At 68.2% G+C, this 19460-nt stretch carries 17 protein-coding genes; 4 read left to right on the top strand and 13 right to left on the bottom strand.

The genetic code is table 11. From position 1 onward, the window contains the following. Positions 1-82: 82 nt before the first annotated feature. A complete protein-coding gene (locus JI745_RS21815) occupies positions 83-979 on the top strand; it encodes a LysR family transcriptional regulator (RefSeq protein ID WP_201811761.1) in 897 nt (298 codons plus the stop codon). Positions 980-988: 9 nt separating this feature from the next. Here JI745_RS21815 and JI745_RS21810 read toward each other — a convergent pair whose 3' ends face one another. The 13 genes from JI745_RS21810 to JI745_RS21750 all read right to left on the bottom strand — a co-directional run bounded on the left by JI745_RS21810 (position 989) and on the right by JI745_RS21750 (position 15001). Next, positions 989-1327 (bottom strand): hypothetical protein, encoded by a 339-nt coding sequence (locus tag JI745_RS21810; protein WP_201811760.1) that lies wholly within the window; start codon positions 1325-1327, stop codon positions 989-991. 27 nt (positions 1328-1354) lie between these two features. Further along, positions 1355-2770, bottom strand: a complete 1416-nt coding sequence (gene gorA / locus JI745_RS21805; RefSeq protein ID WP_201811758.1) for a glutathione-disulfide reductase — start codon at positions 2768-2770, stop codon at positions 1355-1357. A 29-nt stretch (positions 2771-2799) separates the two neighbouring features. After that, entirely contained in the window at positions 2800-4497 is a 1698-nt protein-coding gene (locus tag JI745_RS21800) for an ATP-dependent DNA ligase (RefSeq protein WP_201811756.1), read from the bottom strand. A gap of 10 nt (positions 4498-4507) precedes the next feature. Beyond that, the gene (locus JI745_RS21795) at positions 4508-5551 is read right to left on the bottom strand and encodes a ligase-associated DNA damage response exonuclease (protein ID WP_201811754.1); all 1044 of its coding nucleotides are present in this window, start codon (positions 5549-5551) and stop codon (positions 4508-4510) included. Between the two features lie 144 nt (positions 5552-5695). Beyond that, positions 5696-6991 carry a cardiolipin synthase ClsB gene (gene clsB, locus JI745_RS21790; protein WP_236675087.1) on the bottom strand — a complete coding sequence of 432 codons (1296 nt, stop codon included), beginning with the start codon at positions 6989-6991 and terminating at the stop codon, positions 5696-5698. Beyond that, positions 6991-7776, bottom strand: coding sequence for an endonuclease/exonuclease/phosphatase family protein (locus JI745_RS21785; RefSeq protein ID WP_201811752.1), 786 nt, complete (start codon positions 7774-7776; stop codon positions 6991-6993). Before JI745_RS21785 ends, clsB begins: the two co-directional genes overlap by 1 nt. An 8-nt stretch (positions 7777-7784) precedes the next feature. After that, a complete protein-coding gene (gene nudB, locus JI745_RS21780) occupies positions 7785-8252 on the bottom strand; it encodes a dihydroneopterin triphosphate diphosphatase (protein WP_201811750.1) in 468 nt (155 codons plus the stop codon). 60 nt (positions 8253-8312) lie between these two features. Further along, complete coding sequence (aspS, locus tag JI745_RS21775; protein ID WP_201811748.1) at positions 8313-10109, bottom strand: aspartate--tRNA ligase; 1797 nt, start codon at positions 10107-10109, stop codon at positions 8313-8315. A 95-nt stretch (positions 10110-10204) separates the two neighbouring features. Next, entirely contained in the window at positions 10205-10858 is a 654-nt protein-coding gene (locus tag JI745_RS21770) for a DUF502 domain-containing protein (protein ID WP_201811746.1), read from the bottom strand. Positions 10859-10886: 28 nt separating this feature from the next. Continuing rightward, positions 10887-11201 carry an FmdB family zinc ribbon protein gene (locus tag JI745_RS21765; RefSeq protein WP_201811744.1) on the bottom strand — a complete coding sequence of 105 codons (315 nt, stop codon included), beginning with the start codon at positions 11199-11201 and terminating at the stop codon, positions 10887-10889. A gap of 90 nt (positions 11202-11291) precedes the next feature. Continuing rightward, positions 11292-12743, bottom strand: coding sequence for a sodium:solute symporter family protein (locus tag JI745_RS21760; RefSeq protein ID WP_201811742.1), 1452 nt, complete (start codon positions 12741-12743; stop codon positions 11292-11294). Between the two features lie 162 nt (positions 12744-12905). Continuing rightward, on the bottom strand, positions 12906-14459 hold the full coding sequence (gene ubiB / locus JI745_RS21755; RefSeq protein ID WP_201811740.1) for a ubiquinone biosynthesis regulatory protein kinase UbiB: 1554 nt from the start codon (positions 14457-14459) through the stop codon (positions 12906-12908). Further along, positions 14456-15001 (bottom strand): hypothetical protein, encoded by a 546-nt coding sequence (locus tag JI745_RS21750; protein ID WP_201811738.1) that lies wholly within the window; start codon positions 14999-15001, stop codon positions 14456-14458. Before JI745_RS21750 ends, ubiB begins: the two co-directional genes overlap by 4 nt. Positions 15002-15322: 321 nt before the next feature. Between JI745_RS21750 and JI745_RS21745 the strand changes: the two genes are divergently transcribed. From JI745_RS21745 to JI745_RS21735, 3 genes are read left to right on the top strand one after another with little or no spacing between them, the layout of a single operon-like run. Continuing rightward, complete coding sequence (locus tag JI745_RS21745; RefSeq protein ID WP_201811736.1) at positions 15323-16717, top strand: undecaprenyl-phosphate glucose phosphotransferase; 1395 nt, start codon at positions 15323-15325, stop codon at positions 16715-16717. 36 nt (positions 16718-16753) lie between these two features. Further along, complete coding sequence (locus tag JI745_RS21740; RefSeq protein ID WP_201811734.1) at positions 16754-17947, top strand: hypothetical protein; 1194 nt, start codon at positions 16754-16756, stop codon at positions 17945-17947. A 41-nt stretch (positions 17948-17988) separates the two neighbouring features. Next, positions 17989-19443, top strand: a complete 1455-nt coding sequence (locus JI745_RS21735; protein WP_236675086.1) for a mannose-1-phosphate guanylyltransferase/mannose-6-phosphate isomerase — start codon at positions 17989-17991, stop codon at positions 19441-19443. The last annotated feature ends 17 nt before the right edge of the window (positions 19444-19460 follow it).

Below are 19460 nucleotides of genomic sequence, written 5' to 3'. Positions count from 1 at the left end.
ACCCGCCTGCGCCGGCGAAACCGCGCTGCAGGGAAATGCGTCTTGCACCCGCTGCAACACCGCCGCCCCTACCATCGCCGGCATGGACGGACTGACCTTCGACGACCTGAAGCTCTTCGCCCGCGTGGCCTCGCTCGGCACGCTCTCGGCCGTGGCGCGCGAGCGCGACGTGCCGGTGAGCCAGGTCTCGCGCACCGTGGCCCGCATCGAGAAGACGACCGGCGTGAAGCTGATGCACCGCTCCACCCATGCGCTGGCGCTCACGCCCGAAGGCGAGACCTTCCTCGACTATTGCCACCGCATCACCGGCTCGCTCGACGAGCTGGAGGGCGAGTTCAATGCCAAGTCGCGCGAGGCGAGCGGCCTGGTCCGGGTGGCCGCGAGCACGGTGATGGCGCAGTACCGCGTGCTGCCCAGCCTGCCGGGGCTGCATGCGCGACACCCGCGCGTGCAGGTGGAGCTGGAGGTGAGCGACCGGCTCGCCGACCTCACGCGCGACGGCATCGACATCGCGCTGCGCACCACCAGCGGCCCGCTGCCCGAGACGGTGGTCGCGCGGCAGATCGGCACGCATGGCCGAGCGCTCTACGCCACGGCGGCCTACCTCGAGCAGATGGGCACGCCGCAGCACCCCGACGAGCTGGCCCGGCACCGCCTCGTGACCAACAGCGCGGCGACCAACCTCAACCTCTGGCCCTTCATCGTCGATGGTCAGCCGATGGCCGTGCCCGCACGCGGCTTCTGGCGCGCCAACGACACGGCCGTCGTCGCCGACATGGTGTTGATGGGCCTGGGCATCGGCCGGCTCTCGACCATCGCCGCCGGGCCGCTGGTGAAGGAAGGACGCCTGGTGCCGGTGATGCCCGAGTGCGTGGACGAGCAGCCGAGCCCCGTCTACGCGGTGACCGCCGGCACGCGCCACCGTCTGCCCAAGATCAAGGCCTGCATCGACTACTGGGTGGAGTGGTTCGCGGGCTGAGGGCAGCGCCTATTTGGGCGCCTTCTTGTCGGACTTCTTCGCGGCCTTGCGGGCGTCGGGCACCAGCTGCCACGGCTTGGGCTTGGGCACGGTGAGCGAGCGGGTGTTGCACGCGTTGCAGTAGAAGCTCTTGGCGCCCTTCTCGCGCGCCGACAGCGTGCGCCGCGAGTGGGTGAACTGGCCGGCGCAGCCGGCGCAGGTGTAGCGCAGGTTGGCAGGCGCCGGCACGTTGCGCCGCCCCTTGTGGGCCACGTTGCGCGTCTTCGGGCCACGCCTGCGCACCCAGACCAGGCCGGCAAGAAACGCAGCAGCCGCCACGGCGGCCGCGAAGATGAGCTCCGAAGACATGGGGCGATTGTGTCCCCAGTCGAGGCCTCAGGTCGTGGCGCTTTCGGCCGCCGTGCCCTCCACCACACGCAGCGCCTCGCGCATGGTGACGAACTCCTCCGCCCCGGTCGGGTGGATGCCCAGCGTGCGGTCGAACACTGCCTTGGTCAGCCCGCCCTGCAGCGCCACCGCAAAGCCCTGCACCACCTCGCCCGCGTCATGGCCGACCATGTGCAGGCCCACCACCTTGTCGCTCGCGTCGTCGACCAGCAGCTTCATCAGCGTGCGCTCGGTGCTGTCGCTGAGGGTGTGCTGCAGCGCCTTGAACTCGGCGCGGTACACGCGCAGTCTCGGGTAGGTCTTGCGCGCCGCCTCTTCGCTCAGGCCCACGGTACCGACGTTGGGGTGGGTGAAGACCGCCGTGGGCACCAGGTCGTAGTCGATCGGCTGGCGCACGAGCTTGCCCGAGGACGGGCCGAACAGGCGGTCGACCAGGTACATCGCCTCGGCCAGTGCCACCGGCGTGAGGGCCTTGCGGCCGACCAGGTCGCCGAGTGCATGCACCGAGGGCACGTTCGTCTGCAGGCGGTCGTCGACCGGCACGCTGCCGTCCTTGTTCACGGTGATGCCCAGGGCTTCGAGGCCCAGGCCCTCGGTGCGGGCGCGGCGGCCGGTGGCGTGCAGCACGGTGTCCGCTTCCAGCACCTGCCCATCGCTCAGGCGCAGGCGCTGCACGGTGCCCCGCTGCTCGGCCTCGAGCACGGTCGTCTGCAGGCAGACCTTGACGCCCTTCTTGCGCATCTCGCCGGTCAGGAAGACCGCCATCTCCTGGTCGAAGCCGCGCAGCAGGTGCGTGCCCCGGTGCACCAGCGCCACCTCCGCGCCCAGCCCCCGGAAGATCGACGCGAACTCACAGGCGATGTAGCCGCCGCCCACCACCACCAGGCGCTTCGGGAAGGGATCGAGGTCGAACATGTCGTCGGAGCTCTTGGCCCACGCGTCGCCGGGCAGGCCGCTCTTCACCGGCGCGCCGCCCGTGGCGAGCAGGATGTGCCTCGCCCGGAGGCGCTGCTCGCCGCCGGCGCAGTCGACCACCACCGTGTGCTCGTCGGCCAGGCGCGCCCAGCCGCGCAGCAACTGCACGCCCGCGCCTTTGAGCAGGCCTTCGTAGACACCGTTGAGCCGCTTGATCTCGGCGGCACGGCGCTGCTTGAGCACGCCCCAGTCGAAACGCGGCGCCTCGCCGACCCAGCCGAAGCCGTGCGACTGCTCGGCCAGCTCGCCGAAGTGGGCGGCGTAGCTGTAGAGCTTCTTCGGGATGCAGCCGACGTTGACGCAGGTGCCGCCCAGCGCGCCGCCCTCGGCCACCACCACGCGCGCCCCGCGTTGTGCCGCCATGCGGCTGGCGCGCACACCGCCGCTGCCGGCGCCGATGACGAAGAGATCGCAGTCGAAGTGGGACATGCCTGTTCCTGTGGTCGTGGAGCCATTTCTCAGTCGGAATGGCTCATCAAAGCTTGCAGTGTCGCCAAAGTGTCGGCTTCGTGCAGCGGCTTGTCGGAACGGATGCGCAGCATGCGGGGGAATCGCACCGCGATGCCGCTCTTGTGGCGGGTGCTGCGGTTGATGCCCTCGAAGCCGAGCTCGAAGACCATGCTCGGCTTGACGCTGCGCACCGGGCCGAACTTCTCGAGCGTGGTGGCGCGGATCACGCGGTCGACGTCGCGGAACTCCTCGTCGGTGAGGCCGGAGTAGGCCTTGGCGAAGGGCACGAGCTGGAGGCCGTCGGGCTGCGCGGGTTCACGGCGCTCGATGGCGTCGAGCACGGCCTTCGCTTCCTCGGCGTCCATCGGCTGGCGGTTCCACACCGCGAAGGTGTAATCGGTGTAGACGCTCGCCCGCCGGCCGTGGCCGGCCTGCGCGTAGATCAGCACGCAGTCGACGGAGAGCGGTGCGATCTTCCACTTCCACCAGGTGCCGGCGGCCAATCCTTCCTGTTTCTTGCGGCCGCTGCCGTAGCGGGCGTCGCGGTGCTTGAGCATGAAACCTTCGACGCCGCGGGCGCGCGACTCTTCTCTCACTTCCGCGAGCTCAGCCCAGGTCGCCCGTTCGACGCTGCTCGACACCATCATCCCGGGCAGCGCCAGCAGGGCTTCGCGGCGGCGGTGCTGCGGCCAGTCGCGGATGTCTTCACCCTGCCACTCCAGCAGGTCGTAGGCCATGAAGCTCACCGGCGCGTCGGCGAGGATCTTCTTGCCGAGCAGCTTGCGGCCGATGCGCTGCTGCAGCAGGTTGAACGGCGCCGGCTTGCCGTCTTTCCACACCAGGATCTCCCCATCGACCACCGTGCCGTCGGGCCACTGGCCCGCGATGGCCACCACCTCGGGAAAGCGCTCGGTCACGAGCTCTTCGCCGCGCGACCAGACCCAGATGTTGCCGCCGCGTCGCACCACCTGCGCGCGGATGCCGTCGTACTTCCACTCCACCAGCCAGTCACTGGGCGGGCCCAGCTTCGCGTCGAACTCGGCCAAGGGTTGTTCGAGCGCATGGGCCAGGAAGAAGGGATAGGGCTGCCCCGAGCCGCTCGGCGCCTGCACCGACGCGGGGTCGAGCAGCGCCCGGTAGCCGGCCGCATCGGGCCGCGCCGTCTTGTCGGTGTAGCCCATCATGCGCTGGGCCACGAGCTTGGCATCGAGCCCGGCGTGGGCGGCGAGCGCCCGCTGCACGAGCAGCTTGCTCACCCCAACGCGGAAGCCACCACCGATCAGCTTGGTGAGCAGGAAGCGGCCGGTCGCATCGAGCTCGCGCCAGTAGCCGGCGATGCGCTCGGCCTGCTGCTCGGGCGTGGCCTCGCGCAGCGGCAGCAGGCGCTGCTCGACCCACTCGGCGAGGCCGAGGTCGCTCGTGTGCTCCGACCGCGGCAGCACATGGGCGATGGTCTCGGCGAGGTCGCCCACCGCCTGGTAGCACTCGTCGAAGAGCCAGGGCTCGATGCCCGCGATGCGGCGCGCGAGCACGCTCAGCACACCGCTGCCGACCACCTGCCGCGGCTTGCCGCCGGAGAGGAAGTACACCGCCCAGGCGGCATCGGCGTCGGGCGCTTCGTCGAAGTAGCGCTTCAGGGCCTCGACCTTCGCGTTGGTGGCCGTGCTGGCGTCGAGCTCGTTGAAGAGTTGGGCGAATCTTTTCATGCGCGCCGCTTCATTCGTTGCTCTCGACATCGCCCGCGGGCTTCTCCGCGGCGACGCGCTCGTCGTCGTATTCGGTCTCGAAGGCCTCGGCCTGCAAGCCCTGCTCCTGCAGCCAGCGGACCATGATCGCCTCGTAGCCGTGCGTCACGATGACGCGCTCGGCGCCCGTCGCGCGGATGGCCCGCTGCAGGCCCGGCCAGTCGGCGTGGTCGCTGAGCACGAAGCCGCGGTCCACCGCACGCCGGCGGCGTGCGCCGCGCAGCTGCATCCAGCCGCTCGCGAAGGCATCGCTCGCGTCGCCGAAGCGGCGCGCCCAGGCGGAGCCTTGCACCGAGGGCGGGGCGATGACGAGCGCACGCGACAGCGCGGCCTTGTCGAGATCGGTGACGCGGTGCGTGGCCGGCAGCGCCACACCGGCTGCGCGGTAGGCCTCGTTCAAAGGGTCGACGGCGCCGTGCGTGACGATGGGGCCGATCGACGCGTCCACCCCGGCCAGGATGCGCTGCGCCTTGCCGAAGCTGTAGCCCATCAGCAGGCTCGCGCGCCCCGCGTCGGCATTGCGCTGCCACCACCGGTTGATGTCGTCGAACACCTCACGCTGCGGCTGCCAGCGGTAGATCGGCAGGCCGAAGGTCGACTCGGTGATGAAGCAGTGGCAGCGCACCGGCTCGAAGGGCTCGCAGGTGGTGTTGTGGTCCTCCGCCCCCGAGACGAAGTAGTCGCCCGAGGCCACCCACACCTGGCCGCCATGCTCCAGCCGCACCTGCGCCGAGCCGAGCACGTGGCCGGCCGGGTGCAGGCTCAGGCGCACGCCGTGGTGGTCGACCGTTTCGCCATAGGCGAGGGTCTGCAGGTGGATGTCGGCGCCCAGGCGCGAGCGCAACACACCCTCGGACTTCTGCGACGCCAGGTAGTGCCCGTTGCCCATGCGCGCATGGTCGCCATGCGCATGCGTGATGACGGCCCGCGGCACCGGCCGCCAGGGGTCGATGTAGAAGTCGCCGGGCGGGCAGTAGAGGCCTTCGGGGCGCTGGACGATGAGGTCGACGTTCATGGACCACTGAGCAGCAAACAACGAACCGCCATGCAGGCGGGCGAGGCGCAGCCTACGCCCTCCTCGAGCCGCCCGCCGCGGAACGGGTTTCCCGGCCGCAGGCGGGGCGCCCCTCGGGGGCAGGAGCGTCAGCGACTGGGGGGCTCAATACCGTCCGGTGATGCCGGCCACCCGCAGGTACACGTGGGCCACCCACGCCACGAAGCCCCGTCGCAACACGCCCCGCAAACTGGCACGCCGCGCCTGCAGCGGATCGATCTCACGCGAGGCCGACACCGCGTTGTCGAACTCCTCGGCCAGCGTGTTGACGAAGGCCGCGTCGCGGATCACGACGTTGGCTTCGAGGTTGAGTAGCAGCGACAACGGGTCGATGTTGGAGCTGCCCACCGTCGCCCACTCGTCATCGACCAGCCCCACCTTGGCGTGCAGAAAGGCGGGCGTGTATTCGTACACCCTCACGCCATTGCTCAGCAGCTGGTCGTACAGCGCCTGCGCCGCCACCGCCGCGATGCGGTAGTCGACCTTGCCCTGCAGCAGCAGGCGCACCTGCACGCCGCGCCGCGCCGCGTTGATGAGCACGCGCATGAAGGCGCGGCCCGGGTAGAAGTACGGCGAGATCAGGTCGACGCGTGTCTTCGCCTTGCGGATCGCGTGGATGTAGCTGCGCTCGATGGCGCGGCGCTGGCGCAGGTTGTCGCGCATCACGAAGGCGGCGCGCACCGGCGGCAGGTCGCCCACCTCTTCTTCCGCCTTCGCGCCCTTGGGCATGCGCAGCCGGCGCAGCAGGCGGCGGGCACGCGCCACCGGCTCGGCACTGCGGGCGAGCGCGGCCACCTCTTTCGCGAAGTTGCGACCGACGTTGGCGCGTGTCCACAAGGCCTTCACCGCCTGTTCGATGGGCGCGACCACGGGGCCGGCGAGCTCGACGGCGAAGTCGAGCCGCGGCTGATCGGTCCAGCCATGCACCTGGTCATAACAATCGTCGAGCAGGTTGATGCCGCCGACGAAGGCGACCCGGCCGTCGACCACGCAGATCTTCTGGTGCAGGCGGCGCAGCTGGCTCGGCTGCAGCCAGGACCACCACCGATCCATCGGGCGGAAGACCGTGAGGTGCACCCCCGCGTCGCACAACGCACGCCGCAGCTCGGGCAGCTTGCCGCGCGTGCCGAAGCCGTCGACCACGAGCTTCACCTGCACGCCACGTTGCGCCGCTTCGGCCAGGGCCTGCGTGAGCGCGGTGACGCTCGCCACGTTGTCGTAGATGTAGGTCGCGAGCCAGATCTCGTGCCGCGCCTGCTCGACGGCCCGCACCATGGCGGGAAAGAGCGCATCGCCGCCCCGCAGCAGCCGCGCCTGGTTGCCGCCGCTGTACACCGTGGGGTGGATGACCCGCATCAAGGCCGCTCTCGCGGCGCTGCGCTTGTCGGCGGCCGAGCTCATCAAGCCAGTTCGAGGTCGGCCACGAGGGGCAGGTGGTCGGACATGCGCGCCCACACGTTGCCGCGCGGCACGAAGGTCGCCGCGCAGCGGAAGCCGCGGGTGTAGATGCGGTCGAGCGAGAAGATGGGCACGCGCGACGGGAAGGTGCGCTGCGGCGTACCGCGCTCGGCTCGCTCGAGGCCCATCTCGCGCACGGGGCCGTCGAGCTTCTCGCCCCAGTCGTTGAAGTCGCCGGCCAGCACCACCGGCTCGTGCTGGGGCACGTGGTGGGCGATGAAGGCGGCGATGCGCGCCACCTGCCGCACGCGGCTCGAGTGCATGAGCCCGAGGTGGGCCACGATGCCGTGCACGACGTGGCCGTGCCAGTCGATCTTCACGTGCAGCAGGCCGCGCTGCTCGAAGCGGTGGTCCGACACGTCGTGGTGGCCGATGTCTTCATCGAGCGGCCAGCGCGACAGTAGCGCGTTGCCATGCTCGCCATCGGCGGTGAACGCGTTGGTGCGGTAGGCCACGTCGTAGCCTTCGGGCGCGAGGTGGTCGGCCTGAGGCACGCGCGGCCAGCCGAAGTGGGTGTCGGGGAAGCGGCGCGCCTCGGCGTTGTTGAAGCTGCGCACTTCCTGCAGGAACACCAGGTCGGCATCGAGCGCCTCGATGCCCAGGCCGATGTTGTGGATCTCCAGCCGCTTGCGTGGCCCGATGCCGCGCACGCCCTTGTGGATGTTGTAGGTGGCCACCCGCAGGATGTGGCTCGGGTGCTGCGTGGTGGAGCTTGCGCCGCGTGTCATGGGGTCCGTCAGAGGAATCGGGGCAACTGGAGAATGGCCTCGGCATTGGACGGCGAAAAACACTGGTCGGCCGCCTCGCGCCAGTCGAGCCACTGGTAGCGTAGGTGTTCACGCGGTGCGAGGGCAACCGGTGTTCCACCGGGCACGCGCAAGCCGAACACATGTTCGGTGTTGTGTGTGACACCCGGTGCATAGCGATGCCGCCACACGGGGTAGATCTCGTAGACGTTGCTGAGCTGCCAGTCGCGCAGGTTGGCCAGCGGCACCTGCGGCGAGCCGATCACGATGCCGGTTTCTTCTCCCACTTCGCGGATGGCGGTCTCGGTCAGCGGCTCGTCGAGGCGGTCCTTCGAGCCGGTGACGCTTTGCCAGAAGCCCGGCTTGTCGGCGCGTTCGAGCAGCAGCACTTTCCGGTCGTCGGTGTGGATGACGACCAGCACCGACTCAGGAATCTTGGGCGGGCGCGAAGGGTTCATGGAATGGAAAAGGGGCAGCGAACGCTGCCCCTCGATGATGCCAGCGATGACCGGCGGCGATCAGCCGTTGGACACCACCTGCGGGTTGCGCAGACGGATGTGCAACTCGCGCAGCTGCTTCTCGTCGACCGGGCTCGGCGCGTGCGTGAGCAGGTCCTGCGCACGCTGCGTCTTCGGGAAGGCGATCACGTCGCGGATCGACTCGGCCTTGGTCATCAGCGTGACCAGGCGGTCGAGGCCGAACGCGAGGCCGCCGTGCGGCGGGGCGCCGTACTGCAGCGCGTCGAGCAGGAAGCCGAACTTGAGCTGCGCTTCCTCGGGCCCGATCTTGAGCGCGTTGAAGACCTTGCTCTGCACTTCGGCGCGGTGGATGCGGATCGAGCCGCCGCCGAGTTCCCAGCCGTTGAGCACCATGTCGTAGGCCTTGGCGATGCACTTGCCCGGGTCGGTGTCCATGTAGTCCTCGTGACCGTCCTTCGGCGAGGTGAACGGGTGGTGCACCGCGTTCCAGCGCTCGGCTTCGTCGTCGTACTCGAACATCGGGAAGTCGACCACCCACAGCGGCGCCCACTTGTCCTCGAAGAGGCCATTCTTCTTGCCGAACTCGCTGTGACCGACCTTGATGCGCAGGCCGCCGATCGCGTCGTTCACAACCTTGGCCTTGTCGGCACCGAAGAAGAGCAGGTCGCCGTTGCGCGCGCCGGTGCGCGCGATGATCTCGGCGATGGCCGCGTCGTGGAGGTTCTTCACGATCGGCGACTGCAGGCCGTCGCGGCCCTTGCCGGCATCGTTGACCTTGATCCAGGCCAGGCCCTTGGCGCCGTAGATCTTCACGAACTCGGTGTAGGCGTCGATCTCGCTGCGGCTCATCTCGCCGCCGCCTGGCACGCGCAGCGCGACCACGCGGCCGTCCTTCGCGTTGGCGGGGCCGGAGAAGACCTTGAAGTCGACATCCTTCATCACGTCGGTCAGCTCGGTGAACTCGAGCTTCACGCGCAGGTCGGGCTTGTCGCTGCCGTAGCGGTACATCGCATCGGCATACGTCATCACCGGGTAGCCGGGCAGGTCGACACCGATCGTGCTGCGGAAGACCGAGCGGATCATGCCTTCGAACATTCCGCGGATCTCTTCCTCGTTGAGGAAGCTCGTTTCAATATCGATCTGCGTGAACTCGGGCTGGCGGTCGGCGCGCAGGTCTTCGTCGCGGAAGCACTTGGTGATCTGGTAGTAGCGGTCGAAGCCCGCCACCATCAGCAGCTGCTTGAAGAGCTGGGGCGACTGCGGCAGCGCGAAGAACATGCCTTCGTTGACGCGGCTGGGCACCAGGTAGTCGCGCGCGCCTTCGGGCGTGCTCTTGGTGAGCATCGGCGTCTCGATGTCGATGAAGCCGTTCGCATCGAGGAACTTGCGCACCTCCATCGCCACGCGGTAGCGCAGGATCATGTTCTTCTGCATGACCGGGCGGCGCAGGTCGAGCACGCGGTGGGTGAGGCGGGTGGTCTCCGAGAGGTTGTCGTCGTCGAGCTGGAAGGGCGGCGTGATGCTCGGGTTCAGCACCTCGAGCTCGTGGCAGAGGATCTCGACCTTGCCGCTCGTGAGGTTGGCGTTCTCGGTGCCGGCCGGGCGCGGGCGCACCTTGCCGACCATCTTGAGGCAGAACTCGTTGCGCACGCCCTCGGCGACCTTGAAGGTCTCGGCACGGTCGGGGTCGCAGACGATCTGGACCAGGCCTTCGCGGTCGCGCAGGTCGATGAAGATCACGCCGCCATGGTCGCGGCGGCGGTGGGCCCAGCCCATCAGGGTCACGGTCTGGCCGAGGAGCGCTTCGCTGACCAGGCCGCAGTAGGTTGTTCTCATGTTCTTGCTCCGAAAAAGGGAATTGTGCGACGCCCGGTGGGGCGCGCAACGGTGTAGGCGCTAGGTGCGAATGGGCTAACCGGGAGCCGGGCCGGTCAGCCCGGCAGATTTCGCGCCGGCTCGGGCATGGGTACCGGCAGCGGCGGCGCCACCACGCCCATGGAAATGACGTACTTGAGCGCTTCGTCGACGCTCATGCCGAGTGCGATCACGTCCGTGCGCGGGACCATGAGAAAGAAGCCGGACGTCGGGTTCGGCGTGGTCGGCACGTACAGGCTGAGGTAGTCGCCCGACAGGTGGATGGCCGCCTCGCCGCCCGGCTTGCCGGTGACGAAGGCGATGGTCCACGAACCCTGGCGCGGGTACTGCACCAGCACCGCTTCGCGGAAGGCGTTGCCGCTGCTGGAGAACAGGGTGTCCGACACCTGCTTCACCGAGCTGTAGATCGACTTGACGATCGGGATCTTGATCAGCAGCTGGTTGGCTTGCGTGAGCGCCCACTGGCCGAAGATGTTGGCCGCGAAGACGCCGGTCAGGAGCAAGCCGCCCACCATTACCACCACGCCGAGACCGGGGATCCGGCGCAGCGATTCGAGCGACTCGTGCGCCGCCGCCGGCAGCACCGCCTGCGTGCCGGTGATGAGGCTGCCGAACACATCGTCGAGCAGGCCCAGCACCGAATGCAGGACCCAGATCGTGATGGCCAGTGGCAGCCAGACCAGCAGGCCCGCGATCAGGTATTTCTTCACATGGTTCCTTGAGGGGGTAGCAGAAGCGTCAGGGCGTGTCGCTGGAGGAGCTGGAGGCGGGCGCCGGAGCCGGCGCGGCCGGCGCTGCATCGGCCTTGGGGGCGTCGGCGGCCGGCTTGGCGTCGCCGCCGGCCGCAGGTGGGCTGGTGCCGGCGTTGTTGCCGCCACGGAAGTCGGTCACGTACCAGCCCGAACCCTTGAGCTGGAAACCGGCAGCGGTCACCTGCTTCTTGAAGGCGGGCGCACCGCAGGCGGGGCAGTCGGTGAGAACGGGGTCGGAGACCTTCTGGAGAACGTCCTTGGCGTGGCCGCAGGCGTCACACCGATAGGCGTAGATGGGCATGGCTAAACCCTTGATTCGAAACGCGAAATTATAGGTGGGGCACGCCGCGCGGCGGCGTGCCGAGCCTATGTGGGGACGCGATTCAGTGCTTCAAGCCACAGCCTGACGGGCTTCCTGCCGGTTCTTCAGGATTTGCGGGGCGAGCGAGCCCACGAGCATCCCCACCACCGCGGCGATCAAACCAGCCAGTTGGCCCGGGAAGGTCTCGCCGAAGTTGGACACCTGCGGGAAGAAGGCGATCCACACCGCGATGCCGGCCGCGACCGAGGCCACCGCGCCCTGGGTGGTGGCACGCTTCCAGTACAGGCCGAAGACCAGCGGCACGAAGGCCCCGACCAGGGTCACCTGGTAGGCCGCCGACACCAGGTCATAGATCGGCGTGCCCTTCATCGCGATCGCATACGCCAGCACGAGGCCGGCAAAGGCGACGATGGAGGCACGCATCGCGAAGAGTTGCTCCTTGTCGGTCATGCCAGGGCGCAGGTTCTTTAGGATGTTCTCGACGAAGCTCGTGCTGGGTGCGAGCAGCGTGGCCGACGAGGTGCTCTTGATGGCCGACAGCAGCGCGCCGAAGAAGATGATCTGCATGATCAGCGGCATCTGGGTCAGCACGAAGGTGGGCAGCAGGCGCTGGTAGTCGTTCTTCGCCATCTCGAGGGCGGCATCGCCCATCACCACCACCGCGCTCAGCACGATGAACATGGGCACGAAGGCGAAGAGGATGTAGCTCACGCCGCCGATCACCGCGCCGTTGCGGGCGGTGTTGGCATCCTTGGCCGACATCACGCGCTGGAAGACGTCTTGCTGCGGGATGCTGCCGAACATCATGGTGAGGCCCGCGCCGATGAACATCGCCACTTCGGTGAAGGTCGGCGGGGGCAGGAAATTCCACAGCTCCTTCTGGCTGGCCACGGCCAGCACCTTGTCGGAGCCACCGGCCAGGTCGCTCGCGAACACGGCGATGATGGCCAGGCCGACCACCAGCACGATCATCTGGATGAAGTCGGTCCAGGCGACGGCAAGAAAGCCGCCCACCACCACGTAGATCAGCACCGCCAGGGTGCCGACGATCATGCCGGCGGTCTCGCCCATGGCGCCGTTGGTGAGCACGGTGAAGACCAGGCCGAGCGCGGTGATCTGCGCGGCCACCCAGCCCAGGTAGCTGAGGATGATGGCCACCGAGCAGAACACTTCGATGCCCTTGCCGTAGCGGTTGCGGTAGAAGTCGCCGATGGTCAGCAGGTTCTGCTTGTAGAGCTTGGCCGCGAAGAAGATGCCCACGAGGATCAGGCAGGTGCCGGCGCCGAACGGGTCTTCGACGATCGCCCCCAGCCCGCTTTGCACGAACTTGGCCGGGATGCCCATCACCGTTTCGGCACCGAACCAGGTGGCGAAGGTGGTGGTGATCACCATGATCAGCGGCAGGCTGCGGCCGGCAATGGCGAAGTCGGTGGTGTTCTTGATGCGGGTGCCGGCCCAGACGCCAAGCGCCAGGGTGCCCAGGAGGTACAGCACGACAAAGGAAATGAGGGTGGTGTTCATTCGACCTTGGCTCGCGGATCGTGTTGGCAGGGATCGGAAAGGGCGGCGCCCGCCCCGGGCGACCGGCCAGCATTATCTGTTCCAGGCAGGCAAAAAAAAGAGCCCTTGGCGCGAGGGCGAACCCTGCCCGCCCCTGGCGGCCGCGCCGCCAGCCCCTGGCGTCTAGCCGACCAGCCAGCCGGCCGCCACCGTGGCGAGCACGCCTCCGGCGAAGCCCAGGCCGCCATAGAGCAGCGTGCGCAGGAGCCGGTTGGTGTGGCGCTGCTCGGCCAGCAGGGTCTCGATCAGGCGGGCATCGGCACCGCGGGCGTGCGCCTGCAGCGCGTGGTGCACGAGGCGCGGCAACTCGGGCAGCAGCTGCGCCCAGTGCGGTGCCTCTTTCTTCACACGCTCGACCAGGCCGCGCCAGCCGATCTGCTCGTTCATCCAGCGCTCGAGGAAGGGCTTGGCGGTGCTCCAGAGGTCGAGGTCGGGGTCGAGCTGGCGGCCCAGGCCTTCGATGTTGAGCAGCGTCTTCTGAAGCAGCACGAGCTGGGGCTGGATCTCGACGTTGAAACGGCGCGAGGTCTGGAACAACCGCAGCAGCACCTGGCCGAGCGAGATGTCTTTCAGCGGGCGGTCGAAATGCGGCTCGCACACGGCCCGGATCGCCCCCTCGAGCTCGTCGATCCGCGTGCCCGGCGGCACCCAGCCCGATTCGAGGTGAAGCTCGGCCACGCGCTTGTAGTCGCGGCGGAAGAAGGCGATGAAGTTCTGCGCAAGGTAGTCCTTGTCGACATCGGTGAGCGTGCCCACGATGCCGAAGTCGAGCGCGATGTAGCGGCCGAAGGTGGCGCGGTCGATGCTCACCTGGATGTTGCCGGGGTGCATGTCGGCGTGGAAGAAGCCGTCGCGGAAGACCTGCGTGAAGAAGATCGTCACGCCGTCGCGCGCGAGCTTTTTGATGTCGACCCCGGCTTCGCGCAGGCGCTGCGTCTGGCTGATGGGCACGCCGTACATGCGCTCCATGACGATGACGCCGGAGGTGCACAGGTCCCAGATCATCTCGGGTACGAGCACGAGGTTCAGGCCGTCCATGTTGCGGCGAAGCTGCGCCGCGTTGGCCGCCTCGCGCACGAGATCGAGCTCGTCGTGCAGGTACTTGTCGAACTCGGCCACCACCTCGCGCGGCTTGAGCCGCTTGCCGTCGGCTGACACGCGCTCGACCCAGCGCGCCAGCGTGCGCAGCAGCGCCAGGTCGTCATCGATCACCGCGAGCATGCCGGGGCGCAGCACCTTGACCGCCACCTCCCGCCCGTCTTTCAGAGTGGCGAAATGCACCTGGGCGATGGACGCGCTGGCCACCGGCTCGGCGTCGAAGCTGGCGAAGATGGCCTCGATGGGGCGGCCGTACGCCTTCTCCACCAGCGCTCGTGCGACCGGCGCGGGAAACGGTGGGACCCGGTCCTGCAGGCGGGCCAGCTCGTCGGCGACCTCGGGCGGCAGCAGGTCGCGGCGCGTCGAGAGCACCTGTCCGAACTTCACGAAGATCGGGCCCAGCCGCTCGAGCGCTTCGCGCAGGCGCCGCCCGGGAGGAGCGTCGAGACGGCGGCCGAGCGTCATCACGCGCACCAGCGCGCGCACCCAGCCTTGCTTGAAGCCGGACAGCGCCAGCTCGTCCAGGCCGAAGCGCAGGACGGTGACGACGATGAAGACCAGCCGGAAAAGATGCCTCATCGGGGCGTGCGCGACACCAGGCCCTGCAAGGCGCGAACGGCCTCGCGCAGGCCGGCGGACACGGCCTTCGAGGCTTTCGCCAGCTCATGCGCGGGCGCCTGGCCGATGATGCGAGCGAGGTCGTCCTCGATGTCCCAGCGCAGGTTGTCGATGAGCCAGCTCACGTCGGCCGCCAGGGCAGAGTCGCCCTCGATCACCACCTGCGGCCGCTCGCCGCTGATCCACAGGCTGGCGAGCTTCAGCGGGTTGGAGGCATCGAGGCTCACGCGCAGGTCGGGCTGCGCCGGCGCCTGATCGCCACACCATTCGAGAAGACCCGCCGGCGTGATGGTGAACGCCACCACCGGCGGCGGGGGCAGCAACGGCGGCCAACCGGTCCACAGGAGCTGCAGGCTGCGCCCGCTGTGGGCCTTCAGCCGGTCGGTCGCCACGGTCTCGGCCGCGATCACATGGTTGAGCAGCAGGGTGATGCGCTCCATCGTCGCGGAGCCCAGCGCCGCGGTAAAAAGCGCACCGAAGGCGGAATCGAAGGGGGTAGGCATCGGGGAATTGTAGGCGCCGGGTTTGTCACGCCGATGGCGGCCAAGGGGCTTCCTTGTGCAATTGCAAGGCCATCAAACCGTGACGCATTCAACGCATGGACACCTCCCTAAAACGAATGTCCCCCCACACTTGCGGGTCCGGTCCGCCATATGTCTTGGGCGAGAATTCCCGCGGTGTCTGAGCTTCAGCGCCGCGAGCAAATGCAACGTTCCCAACGCCGTGCCACACGGCGAACCCGAGGCACGGCCGATGCAGCGGCAACGCCTGTCAGCAGTCGACCACATGGATGGAGGCGGCGCCTCGTGGACCAACCCGTAGCAATGTTTGAAGACCGACCGTACAAGCGAACGTTCTACAGCGCTCCGCAATCGGTGACGTCGCTCGCGGCTGCGTTTCTCGAGCCGACCATCACCGTCCTCACCTTCCTCGCGGCCAATCTCTACCTCGATGCGTTCATCGGGCGGCCCGAGCTCGTGCTGTGCCTGCTGGTGTTCGCGCTGACCTTCCCCGGCCACAACCGCTTCCGCCAGAACCTCATCGCCGCCGGTGTCGACATCGTCTCGTCATGGGTCGTGCTCATGGGCGTGCTGCTGCTGTGCGGCTACGTGACGCGCAGCCTGAGCTATTTCGACCAGGACGCGCTCCTCATCTGGGTCGTTGCCACCCCCGTCGTGCAATGGCTGGGCGTGTGGGTCGGCCGCCGCGTGGTGCTGCACCAGCTCGCCCAACCGGAAGCACGCCGCCGTGCCATCGTCATCGGCGCCGGCCCGCAGGGCGTGAAGGTCATGCGCGCGCTCACGCTGAGCGAAGACAAGGGCGTCGACTTCCTCGGCTACTTCGACGACCGCGCTGATGCGCGAGTCGACGGCCTGGCGATGGACCAGGTCAAGGGTGGCCTGAAGGACGTGGCCGACTTCATCCGCCGCCACGGCGTGCACGAGGTCTTCATCACCCTGCCGCTCGGCTCGCAGCCACGCATCGTTGAGCTGCTCGAGCAGATGCAGGACACCACCGCCTCGCTCTTCTTCGTGCCCGACATCTTCGGCATCAGCATCATCCAGGGCCGCCTGCAGGACATCAACGGCGTGCCCATCGTCGGCATCTGCGAGACCCCGTTCACCGGCACCAACGAGCTGGTCAAGCGTGTGAGCGACGTGGTGCTCGCCTCCATCATCCTCGTGCTCATTTCGCCGATCCTGCTGGCCATCGCCATCGGCGTGAAGATGAGCTCGCCCGGCCCGGTGATCTTCAAGCAGCGCCGCACCGGCCTCGACGGCGAAGACATCACCGTCTACAAGTTCCGCTCGATGACCACGCAGGACAACGGCAAGGTCGTCAAGCAGGCCACCAAGGGCGATGCACGCATCACCCCGTTCGGCGCCTTCATCCGCAAGACCTCACTCGACGAGCTGCCGCAGTTCTTCAACGTGCTGCAGGGCCGAATGAGCATCGTCGGCCCGCGCCCCCACGCGATCGCGCACAACGAGGAGTACCGCCGCATCGTCAAGGCCTACATGGTGCGCCACAAGGTCAAGCCGGGCATCACCGGCTGGGCCCAGGTCAACGGCCAGCGCGGCGAGACCGACACGGTCGACAAGATGCAGGCCCGCGTCGAATACGACCTCGAGTACCTGCGCAACTGGTCGCTGGCACTCGACCTGCAGATCATCGTGCGTACCATCCGGCTCGTCTTCTTCGACCGCAACGCGTACTGACCGCAGGCCCTGACGGACCTTGGTGCCCTTCGCCACATGCAGACACACATTCCAAGACCTGCCCGCACGTTGATCGCCCTGGCCGCCGCCAGCCTGTGCGTGGCCGTGGCCCATGCGCAGGAGCAGTCGCCCTACTACATCGGCGTCTCGCAGTCCGTCCAGTACGACAACAACGTCTTCCGCACCTCGGCCAACCAGTCGACCGACACCATCTCCCGCACCGGCCTCACCGCCGGGCTCGACCAGCGGCTCGGGCGCCAGCGCGTGTTTGCCGATGGCGATGCCGAGATCAACCGCTACCGCAAGAACGATTCGCTCGACAACAAGAGCTACGCCCTGCGCGCGGGCCTCGACTGGGAAACCGTCGAGACGCTGTCGGGCACGCTGCGCTATTCCACCCGCAACAGCCTGACGGACTTCGGCATCACCGAAGGCAGCCGCATCGTCAGTGACCAGGTCACGCAGCAGTTCATCGCCAACAGCCGCTGGGGACTGCCGCAGAGCCTGTCGCTGGATGCGGGCTATGAGTACCGCAAGCTCACCTACAAGAACGTGCTGCTCGAAGGGCGCAACTACTCGCAGGACACCGTCAATGTCGGCATCCGCCGCGGCACCGGGCGCTTGACGCTCGGGCTGGGCGTGCGCGAGTCCCGGGGCAGCACGCCGCGCTACCGCGTCTCGCCTGCACCCACCGAAGACGAGTTGAAGCGCCGGGACGTGGACCTCACCGCGGCCTGGGCGGCCACCGGTTTCAGCACCTTCAACGCCCGCCTGAGCCGCACGAAGGAAACGCACAGCATCGCCACCAATGCCGAGCTGTCCGAAACCACCGGCGCCCTGGGTTGGAACTACCAGCTCACCGGCAAGCTGAACCTCAACAGCACGCTCACCCGTGACACCGGCACCGAGACCACGTTCCTCACGACGAGCCCCGATGGCACGGCCGCGTTGCCCGTCGACAGCAACCGTTTGAGCACCACCTTGGCGGTGGATGCGCGCTACACGGTCACCGGCAAGACTTCCTTCTCAGGTAACGTCCGCTACCGCCGCGGTACCCGTGGCGACGGCGGCAACGAGCGCGTCACCGGCTACGGCCTCGCCGTCTACTACACACCGACACGCGCCGTCTCGCTCTCGTGCTCGGTGGCGACGGAAGACCGCAGCGCCGCAGGGGCCACTGGCTACCGTGCGACCCTTACAGGCTGCGCCGGTGACCTGACCCTTCGCTAGGCTCCCGGCAACGCGCTCCTCGACTCTTTTCCAACACATCCATGTCCCACATCACGGTTCAACCCGTCATCATGGCCGGCGGCAGCGGCACCCGGCTCTGGCCACTCTCGCGCGCGCAGTACCCCAAGCAGTTTCTCGTGCTGCAGGGCAATCGCAGCCTGTTCCAGCAAGCGGCATCCCGCCTTGCGGCGCTGGACGGCGAAGGCCTGTCGGTCGCTGCCCCGTCCATCGTCGGCAACGAAGAGCACCGGTTCCTGATCCTCGACCAGCTGCGTGAGCTGGCCCTGCCCCCGGCCACGGTGCTGCTCGAACCGATGGGCCGCAACACCGCCCCGGCGATGACGCTCGCTGCCCTGCAGGCCACCGCGAACGATGCCGACCCGGTGCTGGTCGTCACCCCGGCCGACCAGACCGTGACCGACGAGCCGGCTTTCACGGCGGCCTTGCGCCAGGCCGTGCGCAGTGCCGCCAACGGCGCCTTCGTGATCCTCGGCATCACGCCCGACCGGCCCGAAACCGGCTTCGGCTACATCCGCACCAACGGCACGGCACCGAACGAGACGCAGGTCTTCAACGTTGCCCAGTTCGTCGAGAAGCCCGATGCGGCGACCGCCGAGCGTTACCTCGCCGAGGGCGGCTACTACTGGAACAGCGGCATGTTCGTCGTGCGCGCATCGGTGTGGCTGAAGGCGCTGGAGCGCTTCCGCCCCGACATCGCCAGCGCCACGCGTGCCGCCTTCGCCGCCCACCAGGTCGATGCGAGCTTCGTGCGGCCCGGCAAGGGCGAGTTCGCCGCCATCCCGAGCGAGTCGGTCGACTACGCAGTCATGGAAAAATGCCCCGGTTCGAACGAGTTCACCATCCACATGGTGCCGCTTGCGGCCGGCTGGTCCGACCTCGGCGCCTGGGACGCCGTCTGGCAGGTCAGCGAGAAAGACGCGCAGGGCAACGCCTTCATCGGCGACGCGCTGATGCGCGACAGCCGCGACACGCTCGTGCACGCCACCAGCCGCCTCGTGGGCGTGGTCGGCCTCGACAACGTGGTGGTGGTCGAGACGCCCGATGCCGTGCTCGTGGCCGACCGCAGCCGCAGCCAGGACGTCAAGCACATCGTCAACCAGCTGCAGACTTCCGGCCGCAGCGAGCACACCCTGCACCGCCAGGTGCACCGCCCGTGGGGCTGGTACGACAGCATCGATGCCGGCCCGCGCTTCCAGGTGAAGCGCATCATGGTCAAGCCGGGTGCGAGCCTCTCGCTGCAGATGCACCACCATCGCGCCGAGCACTGGATCGTGGTCAGCGGCACTGCCGAGGTCACCAACGGCGACAAGGTCATCCTGCTCTCCGAGAACCAGAGCACCTACATCCCCCTCGGCCAGACGCACCGCCTCGCCAACCCCGGCAAGGTGCCGCTCGAGATCATCGAGGTGCAATCGGGCAGCTACCTGGGCGAAGACGACATCGTTCGCTTCCAGGACACCTACGGCCGCGGCTGACGCGGCCCGCAAGACGA

Source organism: Piscinibacter sp. HJYY11 (assembly GCF_016735515.1).
Lineage (GTDB): Bacteria > Pseudomonadota > Gammaproteobacteria > Burkholderiales > Burkholderiaceae_C > Rhizobacter.
The sequence above is the reverse complement of the archived record's forward strand: the minus strand, read 5'-3'. Positions and strand labels throughout refer to the sequence as shown.

What these genes read in the sequence shown, in the direction of transcription:
- JI745_RS21815 (WP_201811761.1), top strand. Translation starts at nt 83, where the DNA reads ATGGACGGACTGACCTTCGACGACCTGAAGCTCTTCGCCCGCGTGGCC.
- JI745_RS21800 (WP_201811756.1), bottom strand. Translation starts at nt 4,497, where the DNA reads ATGAAAAGATTCGCCCAACTCTTCAACGAGCTCGACGCCAGCACGGCC.
- JI745_RS21735 (WP_236675086.1), top strand. Translation starts at nt 17,989, where the DNA reads ATGTCCCACATCACGGTTCAACCCGTCATCATGGCCGGCGGCAGCGGC.
- JI745_RS21765 (WP_201811744.1), bottom strand. Translation starts at nt 11,201, where the DNA reads ATGCCCATCTACGCCTATCGGTGTGACGCCTGCGGCCACGCCAAGGAC.
- aspS (WP_201811748.1), bottom strand. Translation starts at nt 10,109, where the DNA reads ATGAGAACAACCTACTGCGGCCTGGTCAGCGAAGCGCTCCTCGGCCAG.
- ubiB (WP_201811740.1), bottom strand. Translation starts at nt 14,459, where the DNA reads ATGAGGCATCTTTTCCGGCTGGTCTTCATCGTCGTCACCGTCCTGCGC.
- JI745_RS21745 (WP_201811736.1), top strand. Translation starts at nt 15,323, where the DNA reads ATGTTTGAAGACCGACCGTACAAGCGAACGTTCTACAGCGCTCCGCAA.
- JI745_RS21750 (WP_201811738.1), bottom strand. Translation starts at nt 15,001, where the DNA reads ATGCCTACCCCCTTCGATTCCGCCTTCGGTGCGCTTTTTACCGCGGCG.
- JI745_RS21785 (WP_201811752.1), bottom strand. Translation starts at nt 7,776, where the DNA reads ATGACACGCGGCGCAAGCTCCACCACGCAGCACCCGAGCCACATCCTG.
- clsB (WP_236675087.1), bottom strand. Translation starts at nt 6,991, where the DNA reads ATGAGCTCGGCCGCCGACAAGCGCAGCGCCGCGAGAGCGGCCTTGATG.
- JI745_RS21740 (WP_201811734.1), top strand. Translation starts at nt 16,754, where the DNA reads ATGCAGACACACATTCCAAGACCTGCCCGCACGTTGATCGCCCTGGCC.
- gorA (WP_201811758.1), bottom strand. Translation starts at nt 2,770, where the DNA reads ATGTCCCACTTCGACTGCGATCTCTTCGTCATCGGCGCCGGCAGCGGC.
- JI745_RS21810 (WP_201811760.1), bottom strand. Translation starts at nt 1,327, where the DNA reads ATGTCTTCGGAGCTCATCTTCGCGGCCGCCGTGGCGGCTGCTGCGTTT.
- nudB (WP_201811750.1), bottom strand. Translation starts at nt 8,252, where the DNA reads ATGAACCCTTCGCGCCCGCCCAAGATTCCTGAGTCGGTGCTGGTCGTC.
- JI745_RS21760 (WP_201811742.1), bottom strand. Translation starts at nt 12,743, where the DNA reads ATGAACACCACCCTCATTTCCTTTGTCGTGCTGTACCTCCTGGGCACC.
- JI745_RS21795 (WP_201811754.1), bottom strand. Translation starts at nt 5,551, where the DNA reads ATGAACGTCGACCTCATCGTCCAGCGCCCCGAAGGCCTCTACTGCCCG.